This window comes from Chryseobacterium phocaeense (genome assembly GCF_900169075.1).
Taxonomy (GTDB): Bacteria; Bacteroidota; Bacteroidia; order Flavobacteriales; family Weeksellaceae; genus Chryseobacterium; species Chryseobacterium phocaeense.
In genome coordinates this window covers 2,834,209-2,855,793 of record NZ_LT827015.1, presented here as the reverse complement: position 1 = coordinate 2,855,793, position 21,585 = coordinate 2,834,209, and the positions used below count along the sequence as shown (strand labels likewise).

Genomic DNA, 21,585 nt, shown 5'->3' with positions numbered 1-21,585 from the left:
TTTGACACACTTAATTGCATCTGTATAATACTTTCCTTAGTTTTACTGCGCAGATAATATTTGACCGTTGCCATAAGCTTTATTTTAAAGCAAATGTATTTAATAAAAATAAAGTGTCAAAATTTGTGTCAAATATTCTGCACACAAATAGAATTTAATAAAATGTAATGCAATAATTAGAAAGGGTGAAACAAGCTTTGAAGTATTTCAAATAGGTAATTGTAATGCTATTCATGAAGTTTAAGATAAATAGCCATATTGCAAAATTCGAATACTGAGCGAAGTCGAAGCATCTTACTACTCTTAGCAGCAATCAGCTTAATCTGCCGGATATCTTTTCAATACAAAATAAATAACGTATTATTTTATCTCTCGCAGATTTTTAAACTCAAACATCTGCACCATCTGCGTGATCTGCGTGAAATAAAGCATTATTCACTATCGTAATTTATATGAAAAATGCTTTGTAAACAGAAGTTCACGACACATTAAAATAAAAATCTCCTTTGAAGTTTTCAAAGGAGATTTTTTATAGTATTTTAGGAAAATTATTTCACTGAAATCTCATCAATAAAAATATAAGCTTCACCGCCGGCACCCTGATGCCATTCCGGAAGCTTCCCGTAGTAATAAGCTTTTACTTTGATATAGCGGGCTTCTGTCTGAAGGATTTCCGCTCCGAAATCTTTGATCTGTACTTTTTCATCCTTAGCATCAAGAGTGTTGTCAATACTTTTCAGAAGGATAAAGTCTTTTCCGTTCATGGAAGCATAATATTCCACCTTTTTAGGCATCAGGATCCACGCTTTACTGTCCTGAAGATAGGTAGAAGATAATCGGGTAATCTGCTGAGGTGATTTCAGATCAATCACGGCTTCAAAGTTCTGTCCCTGGTAGCCCTGCCATTCTCCTTTTCTCCAGTTGATGTCACCATTGATTCCGTCAATAAGGGCCAGCTTTCCGTTGGCGGTGTACTGTGGATTCACTTTTGAATGTACCGTAATATCCCAGTAATTAGGTCTTCTGCTGAAATTGGCCATGGTTACTGAGCTTTTTTCACCATTTCTTTCCGAGTAAGCATGAACCTGCGTTGTTCTGCTGATGGTGAAGGGGCCTTTATAAGCGGTAAAAGTCTTTCTTACATTGGCATCGGTTTCGTCCATGGTCATATAGTACACTTTTTCACCCAGATTCAGAGAAGTGATCTGTACCTTGGCTGAGAAATCAAAAATCCTGTCGGATGCAATTACGGGTGCTGCAGTCAGTTGTGTATATTTGAAATCTTTTGCCGGTTTGATGTTTTCAAAACCTAATTTCTGGAGCTCGGCCCGGCCGGTATTTTTCGTAATTACTTTTGTTGTTCCGTCCTCAAGATGAATCTTCACCTCATCAAAATAAGGTGTTGTCGTCTGCCATTCCGGAAGCCCGGGAGTTACAGAGTAGATTCCCATTGAACTCAGGATGTACCATGCGCTCATCTGGCCGCAGTCTTCGTTGCCTATAAGCCCGTCCGGTGAATTTTTATAGAAATTATCGAGAATGTATTTAATCTTGGCGTCTGTTTTCTCAGGTTTTCCTACATAATTATAGAGATAGGCGATGTGGTGACTGGGTTCATTTCCCTGTGCATATTGTCCCATTAGTCCTGTTATATCAGCCTGTTCTCTTCCCGTTGTTTGATCCGGTGCAGTAAAGATTGCGTCAATAAACTGTTCAAATTTCTCCTTTCCTCCATGTGCGGCAATCAATCCCGGAATATCCTGCTGTACGGAATAGGAATAATGCCATGAATTGCCTTCTGTGTAATTGTTATTAACTTCTCTCGGATCAAAAGGCTCATACCAGTTCCCGTTTTTTCTGGGCTGCATAAAGCCGTTAATCGGGTTATACAAATTTTTCCAGCTCTGGGAACGCTTCATAAAATACTGATAGTCTTCTTTTTTGCCTAAAATTTTAGCCATTTGCGCGATACACCAGTCGTCATAGGCATATTCTACTGTTTTGGAAACACTTTCAGATTCATCATCCATGCTGATGTAGGTGTTGTGCTTGTATGCATTCAGTCCGAAAATATCCTGCATGGCAGAATTTTTAGATGCTTCAAATGCTTTTTCGTAGTCAAACCCTTTGATTCCTTTGGCCATGGCATCTGCAATCACAGAAACGGAGTGGTAGCCGATCATACATTCCGTTTCATTGGAAGCCAGTTCCCATACCGGAAGTTTTCCGCCCTGCTCATACTGTTTGATAAAAGTATTGATAAAATCCGCCGTCCTTTTCCTGTCGATCAGCGTCATCAGCGGATGGGCAGCCCTGAAGGTATCCCAAAGCGAGAATACGGAATAATAATCAAAACCCTGTGCGGAATAGAGCTTATTGTCCCTGCCTCTGTATCTTCCATCAACATCCATATTGATATTCGGCTGAGTGAATACATGATACAAAGCGGTGTAAAAGACAGAGAGTTTATCCTTATCATCGGATTTAACTTCAATTTTTGAGAGTTCTTTGTTCCATTCAGTTTCTGCTTGTTTCTTTATTGATTCAAAATCGCCGGATTTGCCTTCTGCCAGCATATTTTTTTCTGTTCCTTCATAGCCGGTAGGGGAAATTGCTACTTTTACAATGATCTTGTCTCCTTTTTTAACATCGGATGAAAAAGCCAGCGCCAGTTTGGTCCCGGTGAAAAGGCGGTCTTCCTGTTTTCCGTTAACGTCCTTTTTTGAGATTTTCATAGGTTTTGAAAACTCAATTCTGGCATAGATATACTGATTGGTTGCCCAGGCTTCACTTCTTCTGAATACTTCTACGGTTTTATCATCAATGATTTTCACTTCCCCTTCCAGAAGCTTATCCCTGTGATTAAGGTCCAGGATGATATTTGCTTTTCCGGAATTGTTAAAAGTATATTCATGATAACCGACCCTTTTGGTTGTAGTCAGACGGACATCAATATTGTTTTTATCTAATTTAACGGAGTAGAACCCTGCCGATGCCTTTTCATTTTTATGCGAAAATTTAGAAGAATAATCTTTGGGGCTTAAGCTTGCATTTCCCATGGTGGGCATCAACATAATGTCTCCATAATCTGAAACTCCCGTTCCGTTCAGGTGGGTGTGGGAAAAACCATAAATCACAGAATCTGAGTAATGATACCCGCTGCATCCGTCCCAGCTTCCGTCTATCCGGGTATCCGGTGAAAGCTGAACCATCCCGAAAGGAACAATAGCTCCGGGAAAGGTATGGCCGTGGCCGCCAGTTCCTATAAAAGGGTTTACATACTGGGAATAATTCTGGGAATAGATGATCTGGGCAATAAAAAGGGAGAAAACTGCCAGTCTGTTTTTCATATTATAATTTTATACAACGAATATATTGAAAAAATGGGTTTCCTGAGTTTGAATTTTTATTCACTATAATTTTAAGAAGGATTTTGTTCCCCACGGATTACAGGGCTTGCAGAGATGATTATGTTTGAATAATATTGGATAAATGTTTTGACTGAAGCCTTTTGAATTGTTTATTTTTTTAAGCGGGCTTTAGTCCGCTCCCCTGAATATTATATCGGTCGTTTAATCTTTAAATCATTCAATTTTTTAATCTTTAAATATCTTAATATCTCAATCCCTTACTTTTATCACACTTCCCCCTCAAAAAGATCATCCAAATACTGTTGCTGATGAGTAGCAACCCGGTCTGTTCCCAGAAATTTTTTCCAGGCTTGGGACTCATGGTAGACGATTCCCATTTCCCAGACACAGTAGGTAGGGAGGTGTATTTTATTTCTGTCCCAGACTTCAAATGTTCCGGAGCCGTCATAATACACGCTTTCCCATAATTCGTTTTCACTTCTCCAGGTGCAGACCAGCAGCAGATAATTTTCTCCACATCGGTGCATAATGACAAACCCGAGATCATTCTTATCCTGAAAATTTTCATCAGCATTTTCAATGCAGGCTTTGGCATTAATGATATCCCGTGGAGAAATGATGGCTGGGTCGGCAGCGAGATCATACCATTTGAACCGGGTTTTTCCAACAGTGAAAATACCCTTTGGAGATGCATATTTGGAAGGATAAGTATTTGAATTCATAATTGTCTTTATAAAAGTGGAATGATATGATAAGGAGTAAGATAAGAAATAGGGAGCTGTTTTTCTGTCATGTTATTTATCACATCGGATCATAGATTTTATTGATTCTAAATTATCGAAAAAATCCGTAAATTTGTGAACAATTTATATTTATATGTTGACGAAAGAAAAGGTACAGGATTTCCTTAAAGAGATAGAAGTAGATGATTTGGTGAGTAATTTTCAGATTATGGGTAACGATGTGTATATTGACATGACTGCCCACTCACCGGCCATGCACGAAAAGAAGAAACTGGAAGCAGCCATGAAGCAGGCTTTTGCCAGTGAGTTTGGAGAAGATATCCAGCTGAAACTTAAAATTGTTTCTCCGGAGCCGAGCGAGATTCAGCAAAGCCAGATCAAAGGCAAGCAGATTCCGGGAATTCAGAATATTATTGCCATTGCTTCCGGAAAAGGAGGGGTGGGAAAATCTACCGTAGCAGCGAATATGGCCGTTACTTTAGCCAAAATGGGATTCAAAGTGGGATTGCTGGATGCCGATATCTACGGACCGTCTGTGCCTACCATGTTCGATACGGAAGGTGAAAAACCGATTTCTGTGGAAGTTGGAGGAAAAAGTATGATGAAGCCTATAGAAAATTATGGGGTAAAAATGCTTTCTATCGGATATTTTTCCGGAGCTAACCAGGCAGTAGTATGGAGAGGTCCTATGGCTTCCAAAGCACTGAACCAGATGATCAGGGATGCAGCGTGGGGCGAACTTGACTTTTTATTGATAGACCTTCCTCCGGGAACTGGAGATATCCACTTATCCATCATTCAGGAAGTACCTGTAACGGGTGCTGTAATTGTAAGTACACCTCAGCACGTAGCTTTGGCAGACGTAAGAAAAGGGATCGCGATGTTCCAGATGGAAAGTATTAACATTCCTGTGCTTGGATTAATCGAAAATATGGCGTATTTTACGCCGGCAGAACTTCCTGAGAACAAGTATTACATCTTTGGACAACAAGGAGCTCAGTATCTTGCTGAAGATCTGGGTATTCCGGTGCTGGGAGAGATTCCTCTGATCCAGAGCATAAGAGAAGCCGGAGACGTGGGAAGACCCGCAGCGCTTCAGGAAGGCTCTAAAATTGCAGAAATCTACACCGAAACCGCAAGAAATATGGTGGAAAGTCTTGTAGAAAGAAACAAAAACCTTCCGCCTACAGAAGCTGTAAAGATTTCGACTATGGCAGGATGCTCGCCGAAAGCTAAAAAATAATTATTTTCAATTAAGTTTGAAAAAAGCCGAATTGAACTGAAAAAATATGGAAACAAATATAACACACGAAGATACAGTAACGAGAGTAATGGAAGCTCTGGAAAGCATCAGACCATTTCTGAACAAGGATGGTGGCGATATCGAGCTTATTGACGTGAAGGATAACCAGGTTTTTGTAAAACTTCTGGGTAACTGTTCCGGATGTTCGCTGAATTTTTCAACCCTGAAACTAGGGGTAGAAAATACCATTAAGCAACATGCTCCGGAAATTGAAAAAGTAATCAATGTAGAGTAAAAAATTACACGAAATATTTTTTAAAGACAGGTTTTTCAGCCTGTCTTTTTTTGTTTATACCGGGTTGGAATTCCCTCTATCTGAATCTTTGTATTTGGTGCGTTAGCGGTCTGTTTTGTAGTTATTTTTATTGGCTTTATTGGTTTTTTTTAATTATATTTGTGAAAAACGCATCTTATGTTTGAATTTCTACAAAATATGGAACCGCTTCAGCAGGGGTTCTGGTATACGGCCATAGCAGCCAGCTTTATTTTCTTAATTCAAACGGTTCTTACTTTTGTCGGGGGAAGCCATGGAGATATTGATCACGCTGATTTCAGTGGAGACAGCCATGCCGACAGCCCTTTTCAGTTGTTTTCTTTCAGGAATCTTATTAATTTTCTTTTAGGGTTTGGATGGAGTGGTGTTGCGTTTTATAATTCAATAGGCAGCAAAACTCTTCTGATCTTTATTTCGGCAGCTGTAGGAATAGGATTTATATTCCTGTTCTTTATCCTCATTCTTCAGATCATGAAACTTACGGAAGACAATACCTTCAAGCTTGAAAACCTGATCGGCAGAAGTGGCGAGGTTTATCTTACTATTCCTTCCGATATGAGCGGTAAAGGAAAAATCACGATTTCAGTGAATGGTACCAGCCATGAGCTGCAGGCGATGACGGAGGAGAAGGAAAATATTCCTTCCGGACATTCCGTGAGGGTTCTGTACATTTACGACAAGATTCTTGTGGTTACAAAAATTTAATTCAATATCAATCATTTTATAAAACTATCATGGCAATACCAGGAACTCTTATTCTTACATTAGTTATAGTACTTGTACTGTTCGTCACATTTTTAGCTCTTATTTCGAGGTACAAAAGATGTCCTTCCGACAAAATTTTGGTTATTTACGGTAAAACGGGTGGCAGCTCTGCAAAATGTATCCACGGTGGTGGTGCTTTTGTGTGGCCGGTGATCCAGGATTATGCCTATCTTGACCTTAAACCGATCTCTATTGAAGCTAATCTTACCAATGCTCTTTCCAGGCAGAATATCCGTGTAGATGTACCGTGTAGATTTACCATTGCGATTTCTACAGAACCGGATTCTATGGGAAATGCAGCTGAAAGACTATTAGGATTGTCACAGGAGCAGATCCAGGAGCTTTCGAAAGATATTCTTTTCGGACAGCTGCGTTTGGTAATTGCGACGATGACCATTGAAGAGATTAACTCAGACCGGGATAAATTCTTAGATAATATTTCTAAAAACGTAGACACGGAATTAAAGAAGATCGGTTTAAAGCTAATCAACGTTAACGTAACGGATATCAGAGACGAATCCGGATATATTGAGGCGCTAGGTAAAGAAGCAGCTGCGAAAGCAATTAACGAAGCCATCATCAGTGTAGCAGAGCAGACCAAGATCGGGGAAACCGGGAAAGCGATTGCAGACCGTGAAAAAGATACCCAGATTGCAGAAACGCAGCGAGACAGGGATGTAAAAATTGCCATCACGCAAAAAGATAAAGAGATCAGTATTGCAGCAGCCATAAAAGATGAATCTATCGGTAAGGCAGAAGCGGAAAAAGAATCCAGAATTGCCACTTCATTAGCAAACTCTATCGCTGTAAAAGGGGAGAACGAAGCTAAGATTACCATTGCGAACTCAGATGCCGAAAGAAGAGAAAAAGAAGCGGAAGCATTAAGAATTGCAACGGCCGCAGAGAAAGTTCAGGCTGCAAAATCCTTGGAAGAATCTTACCTAGCAGAACAAAAAGCAGAAGCTGCAAGAGCGGAAAGAGAACGTTCCACCCAACAGGCGAATATTGTAGTACACGCAGAGATTGCAAAACAGAAAGCCATTATCGATGCTCAGGCGGAAGCTGAAAAAATCAGATTACAGGCCAAAGGGGAAGCTGACGCTATTTTCGCAAAAATGGAAGCCGAAGCAAAAGGTCTTTATGAAATCTTGACCAAGCAGGCTGAAGGTTACGATAAGATAGTTCAGGCTGCCGGAGGGGATACCAACAGTGCCTTCCAGCTACTGTTAATTGAGAAACTTCCTGAATTGGTTAAAACCCAGGTAGAAGCGGTTAAAAACATTAAGATTGATAAGGTAACAGTTTGGGACAGTGGAAACGGACAGGACGGAAATACCTCCACCGCCAATTTTGTTTCCGGAATGATGAAAACGGTTCCGCCTTTAAATGATCTGTTTAATATGGCCGGACTGGATTTGCCCACGTACCTGAAAGGGAAATCTGAAGAAGTAAAAAAAGAAATTATCACCATTCCCGAGAAAAAGGAAAAGAAAAATTTTGATGATATGACCGGAGAAGCAACTCCGAAAGCATAGATAAAAAGACAGGTTTTAGGCCTGTCTTTTTTAGTTTCGGATTCAGGGAGCGGCAAGCTTCGCTTGCCGCTCCCTGAATCCGAAACTTTATTTTGAAAACTTTGAAAGAATTTTAATGCTGCTTCTTCAATTTTGTGTTTTCAGATTCAAGTTTCTGAACTTTAGCAGTAAGTTCATCCACTTTAGCATTAAGTTCCTGAATGGCCTTTGTTAATACGGGAACTAATGAATCATAATTTACCGACAGTAGTTTATCCGCATCATTGGCTTCCTTTACCACATCAGGAATAACTTTGCGGATCTCCTGTGCAATAAACCCTATTTCTTTTGTGTTGTATTCTGTAGACTCAAGATTGGTTTTTTTCTCATAGCTTACCGGACGGAGTTTCAGAATAACGTCAAGGCCACTTTCTACAGGCTTGATATTTCTTTTTAAGCGAATGTCAGACGTAGGATTGAATTCTGCTGCAGACCATTGACCGTTTATATTTAAGTATGAAAGGGAATTGCTCAAAGTAGGTGTTCCGGAAGTAAGGCTGTAAAACCGGTGCCCTCCGTTCCCCGTTCCTCTGTAATTGACATACTCATTAAAGCCAACACCTGATTCAATAATATTCCAGCCAATTGCAGCCAGGTTCGTGGTGTTGGGAAATGTCCCTCCTACCAGGCCAACCGGTCCGAACACTTCCAGTTTAGTTCTTGGGGTGGCTCCAATGCCTACAGCTCCTGTTGAAGTAACAAGGACGTCATTGGCTAATTGCGCCGGTGCGGGTGCTCCTGTGACAGGATTATCTTTTAGAGCGTCTATATGAAATACGCCTTGCGGATTTGATGTTTGAACACCCATTTGTGCCACCAACGGTGAGCAGATCCCTATTGCTAAAAGGAAGAGGGGAGTAAAGAATTGTTTCATGTAAAATTTAGTATAATTATTAAAAAGTTGTATTACCGACTGTATACAATAGCTTAAATAGATAAAATTTTAATGCAGTGTATTTTATATCGGAAATTTATGCAATAAAAAATCAATTTTAATTATTTTATTTTAATGTTTTTATAATTATGTGTTAATAGTTTTTATTATAAATTATTATGAATATAGATAGTGAAAAGCTTCGGGCGGCAAGCGAAGCTTGCCGCCCGAAATTTAATATGGATTCCAAATTTATAAATCAAAAAAAGCCCCGGAAAAACCCGGGACTTTTGTCAGTCCAACTATATTAATATCAATAAATACTAAAGACTATTTTACAATAACCCTCTTCAGATGCCCTTCAGAAGTTTTTACAATATAAACACCCGTAGAAAGTCTGGACGTATCTATTGTTAAAGCATTTTTCTCCTTTCCAAGCATTTTACCGGACATATCATAAAGCTCATAATCCTGGGCCCTGTTGAAATAAAGCGTATTTCCTTTTGCTACAGGATTAGGGAATACGTTGAATGTTGCTTTCTCTGTTTTTACTTCACCGGTTCCTAATGTAGGTGAAGAATTAACTTCATACATTGATAAGGTTCCGCTGATCTCATTCGCAATAACTACATAGCCTTTTCCTGTGGTGGTATTTTCCGGAGCGATATAGGTAATCCCTTCAGGACCATTATCGCCGCCGTAAGCGGATGTAGAACGTGAGTGCTTATAATCTGTAAACGTAGGGTTATTAGGGTCCGTAATATTGTAAACCATCACGCCCCCTGTTCTTTCCAAGGTAATGAATGCGTAAGTCTGGCCGGCGATAGTCGCCAGAGCAACCCCTTCCGGTTCAGGACCTTTTGCACGGCTTCTGTTCTTAGCACCGTTAGCCTCATTATCAGCATTGAATATCAGAGGATGGTAAGCTGCAATATACCTTTCAAAACGGTCGCCGCTGTCATATACCAACTGTTTTGTATCTGCATTGAAAATAGAGAATGAACGTGCTCCTAAAGCTGCAATTTCTTCAAAATCTGTATCCGCATCCGTATTTCCTGTTGCACTTGAAACCCTGAATCTTCCTAAATTATAAGAGGCTTTTAAAACATTTGCCTGAGGGAATAAAACAGGGTCAAGAGTATAGGTATTAGCGCCTACCGTTGTTCTTTCGCTATATCCGGAAAGATCTTTTTCATCTCCTTCATTGGCCGTTACAATGTAGTTGGTGGCACCTACCTTGTAATTCTGAACTGCATCAGGAATATAATAGGCTTTTACAGGCCAGTTTGCGATCAATACTTCACCATTATTATCCGAAGCATCAAAACCGTTGCCCGGAATGCTCATATCTTTTTTACCCAGTCCCCATATTCCGCTGATGGTTTTGGTGGCTAAATTAATTTCAGCAACTGCATTGTTTTCCTGAAGGGTTACCCACGCTTTCTGGCTGTCTGCACTTATTGTGATATATTCAGGTTCCAGATCCTGGGAAAGGGTGTTGTTTGTTCTTACCTTTCTCAATCCTGTTGCAGTTAAAGCAGCTACCTGGGAATCAAAATTATTAAAATTAAGGGTAGTGACATGAGCTTGTGTCAGGTTTCCGATACCTCCTGAAATATCAATGATACTGATGGTTCCTTCAGGATCTACGGTGTATGCATCATTTGGTTCACCTTCATTGGCTGTGATTACTTTGGTTCCGTCAGGACTGAAAGCTACCATATCCGGAAGCGCACCTACAGTGACCTGCTTCAGGAAATTCCCGTTGATGTCGAAAAAGACTACAGAACCATTCTGCTGAGGATTTGCATTGGGTGAAGCCGTAGCAATGATACCGTTTTTAACGGCAATACTGGTGATTCCTCCATATGGAGCCATATTTACGGTTCTAACCACAGACAGGGCAGCCGGATTCGTGAAATCAATAATATCAAAAACGTCTGTAAGTGAGCTGATGGTAAATAATTTCTGGCTGGCCGGGTCATGAACTACAATTTCTGTAGAACTGTTATTATTTCCGGAAGGATCAAAGCTTGCGAGATAATTCAGCTGAATCTGTCCCGAAGGAACCGGAGCCGGTTTGTCATTATCTACAATATAAACGGTTGCCGTATTATCGCCGGAAATCGTTGCTCCGGTTGGATTTTCAAGGCTTAGCGCAAAATATTCTGCCTGCTGTTCCTCGAGAGTATCATCAGTGATGGGAATATTTACCGTATAACTTGTTTCGGATGGGGTAATATTGATGGTCTGGTTGGCCAGAGTGAAATCGCTGCTGTCTGCTGTACTGAACGGTGCAGATTTTACCACAAGCTGTACACTGGCAGCCGACGGATTGGTAACATTGATTTTGAAGGCCAGTGTTCCTGCATTTTCATTGACCTTGATGAAGTTTTTATCCAGAGAAATAGTTGTTCCGGCTGTTGTAAAGGTGCTGGATGTAATGGCAGTAACCGCATTATCACTAAAATCTTCAACCATATCAGGTTTAAGAGCGAGATAATAGGTTTGCCCCGGAATAAGGGCTGTTGCAGGAATTGCAGTGATTTTGTTATTGCTGAATGTAGTAGTGAAGGGAACCTGAGTACCTGAAGCATTTCCAAGACGGAATTCTACCAGGTTTTGTGCATTAGAATCGTTGATCGCGGAATTATCTTTAAGCCTTACATTTTCATTGAAAGAAATAGAAGGATGTACAGAAGTTGAAGCATTATTTGTGTTGGGAGCGGGAAGATAAGTGGTAGTTGGAGGGGTAGTATCTGTTCCTCCTGTGGCGGTGGCATCTACAGTGAAATTATCAAAACGGTTGTTTCCACCTGTTCCACCTCCTGTAGCAGAAAACTCTACTTTCAGTTTGAAATTGGGATTATTGGAAACTCCCGGAACTGCTGAAAAATCAAAAGTAACCAGCTGAGGATTGGCATCCTGCGGATTAACGGTCTGATACGGTATAAAAGTACTTCCATCCGTTGAATAAGACCAGCTCTGCGTCCCGGCACCCTGTCCGGATCTTCTGGTGGTGAATTTTACAACCGCATTATTATAACCTGTCGTGGGAATATTAAACTGTAATGCACCCCCAATTGGATTATTGAATCTTAAATGAGTCCCCGAAGCATCTCCGTTACGGGCATTTAAATTTTCTATATTAAAATTCTGCCCGGTACCGCCGGCAAAATCTATTTCGCTGGTTCCTCCCGCTACGGCAGCAAGTGATCCGCTGACTAAAGTGGAAGAAGGGGCAGTAACAGCTGCTGCAGAGGTATTATTGTTAAAATTCCAGTAATGGATCAGTGTCTGTCCGAAAAGCCCGCCCTGAAGAAAGAATGCGGCTATGACAGATCCTTTTAATAGATAGTTGTTGGTCATTATTTTACTTGCATTAGATTTATGCAAAAATGAACTTTATACACTGCAAGTATTTTAATGGAATTTTAAGAAATGATTAATAAAAAGGTAACAGAGAGGGTTTTATGGCGAAAAAAGGCTAAATGGCGAAAAGGTAAAAAGGTGAAAAGGCAAAGAAAGCTAAAAGAGCAAAGAAAGAAATAGGTAGCTGGAATATTGAATAGCAGAAAGCAAATTGATAAAATGAGAGAAGCTAATAGGATAAAGTTGATAAAGTGGTATGGTATAGGAATAGGTAAAGAAGAATAACGTAAAATAGAAAAAGTAATGGAAAAATGAATTCGCAAATAAGCAAATTCATCCTTTTGCCCTTTAGCTTTTTCGTTATTTTACCCCTTTAACCTGCTTCCCTGAGAAATTCAATGTTTTTTCCACTGCTGTTTTCCCTTCCATCGGATGCTTCTGCATATAGAAAAAGCCCGAAACAGCCATCAGGACCAGAAGTACGAAAACAACAAGAACGATTCTTTTTAACATGTCTCTCATATCGCTAAATTTTTAATGTCCCTAATTTCTAAAGTAGACGTAGGATAGCCTCTGTGTACCGCGTTGATCATTGCTCTGCCAACTTCGTGTAAAGTTAGTGATTTTGAAGGTAATACAACGGGAAATAACCAAATAATTGGTTTGAAGAACCATTTTACATGAATCTGACCTTCAACGGGTTTCATAAATCCAGGTCTGAAATTGAACGCATTTCTGAAGCCCAGCTTTCTCAAAGCATTTTCAGTCCGGCCTTTTACTCTTGCCCACATCTGTTTTCCGCTTTCTGTACTGTCGGTAGATGCCCCTGACACATAGTTAAAAACCATGTCCGGATTTTGCTTTAAAACCGCCTGTGCAAAACAAAGGGTAGTATCGTAGGTGATCTTCGTATATTCTTCTTCATTCATTCCTACGCTGCTGATGCCTGCACAGAAAAAACAGGCATCATATCCTTTCAGGTTTTCATCATCAGGGCTGATGGACAGAAAATCCGGAACCAGGTATTCTTTAAGCTTGGCATGCGTTTTTCCCGAAGGTTTTCTGCTGACACTTAATACCTCTGAAACATTAGGGTTTTCAAGGCATTCCATTAAAACACCTTCACCTACCATACCGGTTGCTCCTGTAAGAATTATTTTGATTGGATTCATTTTTTTCTGTTGATATTATGTGAGACGTACTATTTTCCGTTTTACTTTAAATTTACTGTAAAAATCTGAGATTTTAACATTTTTATTTTGAGCCGCAGGTTTATCGTCAAACAATTACATCATAATTTTAATCCCTAATCCCTAATCCCTAATCCCTTAATTGATATTGCTTCGCTTTGCTCGCAATGACGTTTTGTAAAATAAAACCCGGCTCATAGGGCCGGGTTTTATAAAATATTGTGTCGGAGAATTATTTCCTTTCGTGCAGCTGGCTGTAGATATTATGGATCAGTCCGTCTGCTACCGAGATTTTCGGAACAAAAATCCTGCTGATATCAGACCATGACATTACATTATTAAAGATCCGCAGGGCGTGCACAAGAACGTCGGCCCTGTCTTCTCTGAGTGTATATTTGGTCATTCTTTCCTCTACAGAAAGTTCATTGAATTCTTTGTAGACCTTTTTTAGATGGGAAAGTGTCATCGGTTTTCCGTCCTTGGTTTTGCTCATGGAAAAAACTTTGTTGATATTTCCTCCGGAACCAATAGCAACAATAGGTTTTTTGCTGACAATATTCTTTTTTATTTCATCTTTCATTTCCTGCCAGTTTTGGGCTGACACGAGATTATTCAGAAGTCTGATGGTTCCAATATTGAAAGACTTTTCATAAACCATTTTTCCGTTTTCGTAAAAAGTAAGTTCTGTAGAACCTCCTCCCACATCAATGTACAGGTAGGCAAATTCTTTGTCCAGGCCTTCTGCAACGTGATTTTCATAGACCAGTGTTGCTTCTTCATCCCCGGAGATGATTTCTATATTGATTCCTGAAGTTTCCCGAACCGAGCGGATGATGTCATCCCCATTCGAGGCATCACGCATCGCGCTGGTGGCACATGCCCTGTAATGATCCACTTTATAGATTTTCATAAGGTCACTGAAGATCTTCATCGAATCGATGACCATTTTTTCTCTTTCCTCCCCAATCATACCCATCGTGAACACGTCCATACCGAGCCTCAGTGGGATTCTTAAAAGATTAAGTTTTATAAATTCAGGTTTTTTGTTGCTGATCTTTACTTCATTGATCAGAAGTCTGGCGGCGTTGCTTCCTATGTCTATCGCTGCGATCTTCATTTCTTGCTTGTTTTAGCTTTTAAATATGTATAGGTTTCTAATTGAGAACGGCATTCCTTTTTATCATTCCTGACATACTCGTTGCTCAATTTTTTGTCTAAAATACGAGCTTTTACGTTATCTCTCAACTGAATGTCCAGAATATCTTTCAATTCTTTTTTGAGTTGCTTGTCTGTGATCTTCGCTGCCGCCTCAATTCTGTAGTCAAGATTCCGCGTCATCCAGTCTGCAGACGAGATGTACATGTCTTCCGCGCCTTTATTGTAAAAGTACATGACACGGGCATGTTCAAGGTATTCGTCTACAATACTTATTGCTTTTATTTTTTCCTTAAATTCCTTCTGATTTACGGCACAGTAGATTCCTCTTACAATTGCTTTTGTTACAACCCCTGCATGAGCGGCTTCGTACAGCTTTTCAATAAGTGACCTGTCGCTCATTGAGTTCACTTTCACGATGATTTCAGCCTTTCTTCCTGCTTTGGCTTCTTCTATTTCCTTATCGATATGGTGTACGATCTTTTCACGCATAAACTGTGGACAGACCATTAAATTTTTGCAGGTTTTCAGAACTGTAAGATAATCCTCTTTCGGCTTTTTGAGAACATTGAATACTTTATTGATATCTGCCATAATCCCGCGGTCCGAAGTCATCAGCAAATGGTCACCGTAAATTCTCGCTGTTTTTTCGTTGAAATTCCCGGTACTTACGAATCCGTACTGAATGGTTTTATTGTGCGACCTTTTCTTAATGATGCAAAGTTTGGCGTGTACTTTTTTATTCGGAAGACCTACCAGAACATTGATTCCTTCAGGCTCGAACATTTCTTTCCACTGCAGATTGGATTCCTCATCAAACCTTGCCTGAAGTTCCAGCATTACCGTAACTTCCTTACCGTTTCTGGCCGCATAAATCAAAGCATTGCTGATTTTTGAACTGCTGGCGAGGCGATAGGCCGTGATCTGTATGGATTTCACATCGGGATCCATAGCTGCTTCACGCAGAAGATCAATAACAGGATTGTATTTATGATAAGGGAAGGTGAGAAGAACATCATCTTTTAAAATAACATCCGTCACTCTTTCACCATGCTCGAAAGCCTGATGAGTAAAAGAAGTTCTTTCCACTGGCCTTTCATATTTTTCAAAAACATCAGGGAAATCCATGAAGTGTTTGAAATTGTGAATTTTCCCGCCGGGAATAATACTGTCTTTTTTCGTTAAATTTAATTTCCGGATCAGAAGCTCCAGTAAGGCTTTGTCCATATCCTTATCGAAAACAAACCGGGTAGGCTTTCCTTTTCTTCTGTTTTTAAGCCCCTTTTCTATTTTTTCTGCAAAATTGGTCCGGATATCATTGTCCAGCTCAAGCTCCGCATCTTTGGTTACTTTAAAAGCATTGGCTGCGAATTCGTCATAGCCGAAATAAGAGAAAATATGCGGAAGGTTAAAGGTGATGACATCCTCAAGCAGCATGACGTTTTTTTCTTCCGGATCTTCCGTTGGCAGCAGGACAAATCTTCCTACAAAACGCGACGGGATTTCAATAATGGCATAATTGCTGGAATACTGCCAGTCTTTCTTTCTCATGGCGACACCCAGATAAAGGCTTTTATCCCTTAAATAAGGCATGGGAGTATTTTCATGGAGCAGGATAGGAATTACATTGGATTCCACTACATCATCAAAATATTGTCTTACGAATTCCTTCTGTTTGGCGGTCAGGTTTTTAGAATTTTTGATAGAAACCTTGTGCCCGGCCATTTCAGACTGGATATGCTTCCAGGTCTTATCGAAATTCTGCTGCTGTTTGATCACGATTTCATTAATCCGCTGAAGGATCTTTGAAGGCGGCTGGTAAAAAGATTCAGCGATCACTTTTTCTTTAAAATCCATGGCACGCTTTAATCCGGCTACACGCACCCTGAAAAATTCATCTAAATTATTGGAAAAGATTCCCAGGAAACGTATTCTTAAATGTAAAGGGACATTTTCGTCCATGGCTTCCTGTAAAACTCTTTCATTAAAAGCAAGCCATGTAATATCTCGCGGATTAAAGTGTACTGACATTCTAAAGTGTATATTTTATCAAAAATAAGGATTCGCGATGTTCCAAGCTCTATTTTCAAAGTTAAACTTTGATTAAATTTAACGATTTTCGATGTTCAAACTGTCTTGAATAGTACAATTTAACATAATCTGTGAAGTATTCCAGCTTTAGATTATTTTGTATTCTGTCATTTTGTCACAAAAAAGGATATGGTACAGATATTGAGAAATTGAGAGTGTAAATTAAACATATAAAAATTAGAAAAAATATAAATATTATGAGTAAAATAATTGGAATTGACTTAGGAACAACCAACTCTTGTGTTGCTGTAATGGAGGGTAAAGACCCTGTTGTTATCCCTAATGCAGAAGGTAAAAGAACAACGCCTTCTATCGTAGCATTTACAGAAGATGGTGAGAGAAAAGTAGGGGATCCTGCAAAAAGACAGGCTGTAACGAATCCAAAGAAAACGGTATACTCTATCAAAAGATTCATAGGGACTCACTTTAAAGAAGATGCTAAAGAAATTTCAAGAGTACCTTACGAAGTAGTAGCAGGACCAAACGATACCGTAAAAGTAAAAATCGACGACAGAGAATATACGCCACAGGAAATTTCTGCAATGACCCTTCAGAAAATGAAGAAAACGGCTGAAGATTACCTTGGACAGGAAGTAACAAGAGCGGTAATCACGGTTCCGGCTTACTTTAATGATGCCCAGAGACAGGCTACCAAAGAAGCTGGAGAAATTGCAGGTCTTAAAGTGGAAAGAATCATCAACGAGCCTACAGCTGCAGCATTAGCATACGGTCTTGATAAGAACCACAAAGATCAAAAGATTGCTGTATATGACCTTGGAGGTGGTACTTTCGATATCTCTATCCTTGATTTAGGTGACGGTGTATTTGAAGTATTGTCTACCAACGGAGATACGCACTTAGGAGGTGATGACTTTGATGATGTGATCATCAACTGGATGGCTGATGAGTTCAAAGCTGAAGAGGGTGTAGATTTAAAATCTGATGCTATTGCATTACAAAGATTAAAAGAAGCTGCTGAGAAAGCAAAAATTGAATTATCTTCTTCTCCTCAGACTGAAATTAACTTACCTTATATCACGGCTACAGCTACAGGTCCTAAGCACTTGGTAAAAAGCTTAACCAAAGCTAAGTTTGAGCAGTTGGCTGCTGATCTTGTAAGAAGATCTATGGAGCCGGTAGCAAAAGCATTAAAAGATGCAGGTTTATCAACTTCTGAAATCGATGAGGTAATTTTGGTAGGAGGTTCTACAAGAATCCCGATCATTCAGGAAGAAGTGGAAAAATTCTTCGGTAAAAAACCTTCAAAAGGAGTTAACCCGGATGAGGTGGTAGCGATCGGAGCTGCAATCCAGGGAGGAGTATTGACAGGAGATGTAAAAGATGTATTGCTTCTTGACGTTACACCACTTTCTTTAGGTATCGAAACGATGGGTTCTGTATTCACTAAATTAATTGAAGCGAACACTACGATCCCAACTAAAAAATCTGAAGTATTCTCTACGGCTTCTGATAACCAGCCAGCGGTAAGCATCAGAGTAGGACAGGGAGAAAGACCAATGTTCAACGATAATAAAGAGATCGGAAGATTTGATCTTGCAGATATTCCACCGGCACCAAGAGGAGTTCCTCAAATTGAAGTAACTTTCGATATTGATGCGAACGGTATCCTTAGCGTTTCTGCTAAAGATAAAGGAACCGGAAAAGAGCAGACGATCAAAATCCAGGCTTCTTCAGGTCTTTCTGACGAAGAAATCGAAAGAATGAAAAAAGAAGCTCAGGAAAATTCTGCAGCAGATGCGAAGAGAAAAGAAGAAGTTGAGATTTTCAACAAAGCTGATGGATTGATCTTCCAGACTGAAAAGCAACTGAAAGAATTCGGAGAAAAGCTTTCTGCTGATAAAAAAGCAGCTATTGAAGCAGCTCACGGAGAATTGAAAACAGCTTTCGAAGCTAAAAATTCAGACGATGTAAAAGCTAAAACAGAAGCTTTGGATGCAGCATGGATGGCCGCTTCAGAAGAATTGTATGCAGCAGGACAGCAGGCAGAGGCTGGAGCAGGTGCTCAAAATCCTGGAGGTAATGCAGGAGGAGCTGATGATGTACAGGATGCAGACTTCGAAGAAGTCAAATAAGTAGCAATTATCATCGATTAACATCGATTGAAATAAATTAGCAAATCGCTGTAAATGTAATATTTACAGCGATTTTTTTGTTTTTGTGATTTTTGGTAATAGTTGATTTTAATTATTTTTTATTATATTTTTGTCTCTTATTTGTACCGCTCGTTATTTGGATAGTATGTGCGTCTTATGCGCCTTATTTTATTTTAGAAGCCAAAAAACAGAAAATGTGCAGGATGTTATTTCAGAATGGGATTTAGTAAACTAAAAATACCGAGAGTTTGTGAGCATTGCTCAAAACCTTTTGAAGCAAAGACAGTTACAAGTCGTTTTTGTTCTACTTCTTGTAATAATAAAGCATTAAAAGCAAAGAAGAAACTTGAAAAAGAAAAAGTAGAAAAAGAAATTCTTTTACAAAAATATAAAAACAAGATTGCTGAAGTACAAACGAGGGAATTTATTTCGGTTGCTGAAGCTACCGTTATGTTTGGAATATCAAAAGATACCATTCACAGATATATAAAAAGAGGAATAATTACTGGGACTAACCTTGGAACAAGACTGACTCGCGTGAAGCGATCAGATTTGGAAGCTTTGTTTTCAGCCGTTGAAATACCAGAGAAAAAAGAAATAGTAATTGAGAAACCCAATTTTGAAGTTGGTAATTGCTACACAATTTCCGAAATTAGTTCAAAATTCCACGCTGATCCAGGAACCGTAACAAACCTAATTAAAAGAAATAAAATTCCGACAAAGAAAGTTGGAAGTTTCGTATATGTGCCTAAAAATTTAATCGATAAAATTTTTGACGGAAAATGAGAGAATTATTGAAAACTAAAGTTACAGTAAGATTGCGAAAAGCCGAATTCCGAAAAGAATGGTTCATTTACTTGGAAAGTTATCCTGTTATTGTGGCTGGTAAGGAGAAAGCACAACGAGTTCGGGAATATTTAAACCGAAGTGTCACAACTGTAGATTTCGACAAAAAAAGGACTGCAAGAACTACGCAAGATTCAGTTTCATTTAAACCTAAAAGAGATGATAACGGAATTATCGTATGTAAAAGTGAAAATGACCGAGAAACAATGATCTACGCAGATTCTCTTCGTAAATTACGTCAAAGAGAATATGATAATATGGAACTCTACAGTGAGCTTGATGCAATAAAGGCTGAAGAAAAAGAAAAATCTCAGCAGGATTTTGTTAAATATTTTGATTTGTTAGTCACTAAGAGGCATAAAAACAGTTCTGAATCTATACAAATAAATTGGTATCGCTCCATTAAATTTCTAAAAGATTTTGGAGGTGAAAAAATTACCTTTTCACAGATAAATACAAAATTCTGTGAAAAATTTAAATCATATCTTTTGACTGCAAAAAATGGAAATAATAAGGAGAATACTATTTCTCAGAATACTGCTTCAACATATTTTTCTGTTTTTAAAGCTGCGTTAAAAGAAGCTTTTATTGATGGTTACTTTACATCTGATATTTCTGCTAAAGTAAAATCGATTCCACATGAGGAATCAAGACGAGAATATTTAACTCTGGAAGAACTTAATACATTGGTTGAAACGCCTTGCGAACTTGATGTTCTTAAACGTGCAGCGCTATTTTCAGCTTTAACCGGTCTACGCCATTCTGATATCCAAAAACTAACATGGAACGAATTAACTATCGAAAATGAGCAAGCAAAAATCAATTTCACGCAGAAAAAAACAAAAGGTGTAGAATACATGCCGATTTCTAAACAAGCATTACAGCTTTGTGGTGAAGTAGGTCTTCAGACTGATTTGATTTTTAAAAATCTGACTAATCCAGCTTGGATTTCTCGTCCACTTAAAAAGTGGATTGAAAGTGCAGGAATTACCAAAAAAATAACTTTTCATAATTTTAGACATACTTTTGCTACTCTGCAGCTTTCGAGTGGAACAGATATTTACACCGTGAGTAAAATGCTTGGTCATACAAACGTAAAAACTACTCAAGTTTACGCAAAAGTGGTAGATGAAAAGAAAAATAAAGCTTCACAAGCCATTCATCTAAAGAATTTACAAAAATGAATTTGAAATATTTCGAATATATAGTTATTTATCTTTCGGTTCTGCTCGTATGTGTAGTTGCAGGAACATTGGCAAGACTTTCTTTTCTTCATAAAGGAGGAGATGAATATACTGCGAATATTGTTTTTTGGTCAATTACCGCTTTCAGTGTTTTGATTTATGGTATTATAATTTTATTTCTGGATGTAATTCTAGTAGGTATTAAAAAATTTATACAGAAACGTAAGAATTCAATAAACACTGAGATACAATCAGTTCCAGCTAATAATTTAGATGAAAAAATTGAGGAGCAAGAAACAGTAATCAATGATAATTCATCAATTCTTTTCGACGAAGATCCACAGGAAATTACTGTAGGGCAAACTTCTGTATTGGTAAATTTGGAGTGTATAAGAAAAGTTCAACTTCAAGAAAAGCAACAGATTTAAAATCAGAAATTACAAATAGCTATTAATTATACCCGTAATCAATTTGCTTTATATGTAACTGACGAAAGTCTTGATGAAATTTGCAAATCAATAAGTCTTTATTCAAAACAAGAAGAAATCCCACCTCACACTTCAGTCGTGACCAAAGAACTTTCAAATCTTGATCTCTATCATTTTGGCTGGAATATTTGGAATCATTTTAAGCCTATAAAACAAGAACAGGTTTCGAAATTATTAAAAACTGTGTTCGTTTCGCTTGATGATATTGATGTTGATACCATCAAATCACATTTAAAGGACG

16 protein-coding genes are annotated in these 21,585 nt (G+C 38.8%); 8 read left to right on the top strand and 8 right to left on the bottom strand.

From position 1 onward, the window contains the following. Positions 1-548: 548 nt before the first annotated feature. Positions 549-3,350 carry a GH92 family glycosyl hydrolase gene (locus B7E04_RS19665; RefSeq protein WP_080780238.1) on the bottom strand — a complete coding sequence of 934 codons (2,802 nt, stop codon included), beginning with the start codon at positions 3,348-3,350 and terminating at the stop codon, positions 549-551. A gap of 287 nt (positions 3,351-3,637) precedes the next feature. After that, on the bottom strand, positions 3,638-4,093 hold the full coding sequence (locus B7E04_RS19660; RefSeq protein ID WP_080780237.1) for a hypothetical protein: 456 nt from the start codon (positions 4,091-4,093) through the stop codon (positions 3,638-3,640). Positions 4,094-4,247: 154 nt separating this feature from the next. Here B7E04_RS19660 and B7E04_RS19655 point away from each other — a divergent pair, with 154 nt between their 5' ends. The 4 genes from B7E04_RS19655 to B7E04_RS19640 all read left to right on the top strand — a co-directional run bounded on the left by B7E04_RS19655 (position 4,248) and on the right by B7E04_RS19640 (position 7,991). Further along, positions 4,248-5,357 carry an Mrp/NBP35 family ATP-binding protein gene (locus tag B7E04_RS19655; protein WP_062649202.1) on the top strand — a complete coding sequence of 370 codons (1,110 nt, stop codon included), beginning with the start codon at positions 4,248-4,250 and terminating at the stop codon, positions 5,355-5,357. Positions 5,358-5,403: 46 nt separating this feature from the next. Then, complete coding sequence (locus B7E04_RS19650; RefSeq protein WP_002977212.1) at positions 5,404-5,652, top strand: NifU family protein; 249 nt, start codon at positions 5,404-5,406, stop codon at positions 5,650-5,652. A 177-nt stretch (positions 5,653-5,829) separates the two neighbouring features. Then, positions 5,830-6,396, top strand: a complete 567-nt coding sequence (locus B7E04_RS19645; protein ID WP_080780236.1) for an NfeD family protein — start codon at positions 5,830-5,832, stop codon at positions 6,394-6,396. 29 nt (positions 6,397-6,425) lie between these two features. Next, on the top strand, positions 6,426-7,991 hold the full coding sequence (locus B7E04_RS19640; protein ID WP_080780235.1) for a flotillin family protein: 1,566 nt from the start codon (positions 6,426-6,428) through the stop codon (positions 7,989-7,991). 112 nt (positions 7,992-8,103) lie between these two features. Here B7E04_RS19640 and B7E04_RS19635 read toward each other — a convergent pair whose 3' ends face one another. From B7E04_RS19635 to ppk1, 6 genes are all read right to left on the bottom strand, one after another. Beyond that, positions 8,104-8,904, bottom strand: coding sequence for a tail fiber domain-containing protein (locus B7E04_RS19635; RefSeq protein ID WP_080780234.1), 801 nt, complete (start codon positions 8,902-8,904; stop codon positions 8,104-8,106). Between the two features lie 330 nt (positions 8,905-9,234). Then, on the bottom strand, positions 9,235-12,273 hold the full coding sequence (locus tag B7E04_RS19630) for a choice-of-anchor I family protein (protein ID WP_080780233.1): 3,039 nt from the start codon (positions 12,271-12,273) through the stop codon (positions 9,235-9,237). Between the two features lie 363 nt (positions 12,274-12,636). Then, a complete protein-coding gene (locus B7E04_RS22275) occupies positions 12,637-12,798 on the bottom strand; it encodes a hypothetical protein (RefSeq protein ID WP_165439478.1) in 162 nt (53 codons plus the stop codon). Then, complete coding sequence (locus B7E04_RS19625) at positions 12,795-13,448, bottom strand: NAD-dependent epimerase/dehydratase family protein (RefSeq protein WP_080780232.1); 654 nt, start codon at positions 13,446-13,448, stop codon at positions 12,795-12,797. Before B7E04_RS19625 ends, B7E04_RS22275 begins: the two co-directional genes overlap by 4 nt. Positions 13,449-13,698: 250 nt before the next feature. Then, positions 13,699-14,583, bottom strand: a complete 885-nt coding sequence (locus tag B7E04_RS19620) for a Ppx/GppA phosphatase family protein (protein ID WP_080780231.1) — start codon at positions 14,581-14,583, stop codon at positions 13,699-13,701. Then, on the bottom strand, positions 14,580-16,652 hold the full coding sequence (gene ppk1 / locus B7E04_RS19615) for a polyphosphate kinase 1 (protein WP_080780230.1): 2,073 nt from the start codon (positions 16,650-16,652) through the stop codon (positions 14,580-14,582). The genes B7E04_RS19620 and ppk1 overlap by 4 nt, the downstream gene beginning before the upstream one ends. Positions 16,653-16,909: 257 nt before the next feature. Here ppk1 and dnaK point away from each other — a divergent pair, with 257 nt between their 5' ends. From dnaK to B7E04_RS19595, 4 genes are all read left to right on the top strand, one after another. Beyond that, positions 16,910-18,805, top strand: a complete 1,896-nt coding sequence (gene dnaK, locus B7E04_RS19610) for a molecular chaperone DnaK (RefSeq protein WP_080780229.1) — start codon at positions 16,910-16,912, stop codon at positions 18,803-18,805. A gap of 237 nt (positions 18,806-19,042) precedes the next feature. Then, complete coding sequence (locus B7E04_RS19605; protein ID WP_080780228.1) at positions 19,043-19,612, top strand: helix-turn-helix domain-containing protein; 570 nt, start codon at positions 19,043-19,045, stop codon at positions 19,610-19,612. Then, positions 19,609-20,856 (top strand): site-specific integrase, encoded by a 1,248-nt coding sequence (locus B7E04_RS19600; protein ID WP_080780227.1) that lies wholly within the window; start codon positions 19,609-19,611, stop codon positions 20,854-20,856. The genes B7E04_RS19605 and B7E04_RS19600 overlap by 4 nt, the downstream gene beginning before the upstream one ends. Continuing rightward, the gene (locus tag B7E04_RS19595) at positions 20,853-21,284 is read left to right on the top strand and encodes a hypothetical protein (protein WP_080780226.1); all 432 of its coding nucleotides are present in this window, start codon (positions 20,853-20,855) and stop codon (positions 21,282-21,284) included. The genes B7E04_RS19600 and B7E04_RS19595 overlap by 4 nt, the downstream gene beginning before the upstream one ends. Positions 21,285-21,585 lie beyond the last annotated feature (301 nt).